Origin of the sequence: Shewanella hanedai (assembly GCF_007197645.1) — a bacterium.
Classification (GTDB): Bacteria; Pseudomonadota; Gammaproteobacteria; order Enterobacterales; family Shewanellaceae; genus Shewanella; species Shewanella hanedai.
Genome location: NZ_VKGK01000074.1, coordinates 1 through 2,117, shown reverse-complemented (window position 1 = coordinate 2,117; position 2,117 = coordinate 1). Strand labels below are relative to the sequence as shown.

1 protein-coding gene is annotated in these 2,117 nt (G+C 44.8%); it reads right to left on the bottom strand.

Translation table 11 applies throughout. The annotated features are described in order from the left end of the window. Positions 1 to 112: 112 nt before the first annotated feature. The gene (gene ltrA, locus FN961_RS25630) at positions 113 to 1,585 is read right to left on the bottom strand and encodes a group II intron reverse transcriptase/maturase (protein WP_144042970.1); all 1,473 of its coding nucleotides are present in this window, start codon (positions 1,583 to 1,585) and stop codon (positions 113 to 115) included. Positions 1,586 to 2,117 lie beyond the last annotated feature (532 nt).

The following is a 2,117-nucleotide window of genomic DNA, read 5'->3' as shown; positions in this document are numbered from 1 at the left end:
TGTCGGATAGGCGGCACTTGTTACCAAGTACCGCCCTCCTAAGAACCGTACATGCAACTTTCACTGCATACGGCTCAAGCCTCCACTAAGGCGTATTCTGTTACCCAGCACCCTATATTGCAGCTAAGACCGGTTCGAACCAAGAATTTCTACCTTCCTTTGCCCGTTTTCGTTTACCTAAGTAATCTTCATACTCGGGGTCATAAGGTGTCGCTGCACTCCTGATTTTCACATGTCTCTTTATTGGCGTTTGAGCTATTTGAACCAGATTAAAATGACAGTCCATGTTGGCGATTTTCTGCCAGCCGTGGAATTGCCATCCACCTATGCGATTCATATAATATTTACGCCTCACCCAGTCCTTACTTTTCGTTGGATGACGCCTAACGGCCCAACGCCATAACAACCAGAAAAGTTGATGCCCTACATAGCCGAAAACTTGTTTAGCAACACTGTGGCGATAATAGTTCGCCCATCCTCTCAGTTTCGGGTTCAATATTTTGATTAAATCGTTAACGGGGATTGTTGGATGTTTTCTGATGAATTCACGTAGATTACTCAAAAATGATAGAACATTGCTCTTGCTCGGTTTAATGAGCAGTTTGCCTTTGTACTTCCTAAGATTGAATCCCAGAAAGTCAAAACCATCATCGATATGAGTTATGTGCGTTTTCTCATCAGAAAGTGTTAAGCCTCTTTCCTGTAGAAAACCAATTAGTTGCGGCTTGATTACATTAACGAGCACTTCCTTCGAAGAACCTGTGATAACAAAATCGTCTGCATATCCGATAAAGTTGACTCTATTCCCTGTTTTACAGGCAATAGACTTAACCAACTGCTCTAATCCAGCCAGCGTGAGCAACATCAGCGTTGGCGAGATTATCCCGCCTTGCGGTGTCCCTTCTGCTGTTTTGTAGAACAATCCTTTATCAACATAACCACATCCAAGCCATTGTTTCAGCATTCGTTTATCTAATTGAATGTTGTCGATGAGCCATTGATGACCTATCTTATCGAAACAAGCTTTGATGTCACCCTCAAGAACCCATTGGCTAGAGCGCTTCATACATAAACATTTGAAGCACTGTGCAATTGCATCTGCTGCGCTTCGGTTAGGTCGAAAGCCATAGCTATTGAGGTCGGCTACCGTTTCCGAAATAGGCTCCAAGGCGAGAAGATGAAGCGCTTGCTGCGCTCTGTCTATCATGCAGGGAATGCCTAAAGGTCTGAGTTTGCCGTTTTTCTTGGGGATGTAGATACGCCTGAGCGGTTTGGCATGATAGCCTTTTCGACTCAGTTGATTAACCGCAGTCATACAACGAGCATCACTGTTCCAAATGATGCCGTCAATTCCTGGTGTTTTGCTGCCTTTATTTTGAGAAACTCTTTTAACAGCAAGCAATTTTGCTGATTTAGAGTGGGTTAATATCCACTGCAATGCTTTCGCCTTGCCGTGTCTACCTTCTCGGGTTGCTTTTGCAATGCGCATTTGAAGCTTTAATACATGTTGCTTAACCACTTTCCAGTTAATGGATTGCCATTGAGCGCTGTCAGGAGATGCACTCACTTCGATTGAAGTCATCATTTGCGTTTCTCCTTGAATAAAGTTCTTCAAATCATCTTGCAACGGGAGACCAGCTAGAAGTCAGCTCGCTTTCGCGCCAGATAAAATCAGTATCCGCATCATTACAATGCGGCATTCGCTTTTTCTAGCCTCCTTTACCTGCATGACTATCGGTAGCCTTCGCAGGCCACTTTCCCCAGAGGGAGCAATACAGGCTTACCCTGTTCCGTATGTCGCGCAACGTCAGGTTAGATGCCCACTATAGTGCGGAGAGTTATTTGATCACGAAAGAGCACTGTCCAATCTCTTTCCAACTCTCGTGCCTTTTGGCCACAGCGTATAAACCACTTCCGCTGTTTCTCGCATAACGCACCTTACATGGATTCACTTACGTTCATCATACTGACTCCCTAGCACTCACCCGATTGTGGTTATCAGGAGGAGCGTCCTCTCACGATTCAGCTCCCGTCCAATGGACTTCGTTACATTGTCAGACTCGCTGCTTTATTCAGAGTCTTAGGGTCATCTAGTGATACAGATGGTTCACTCTTAT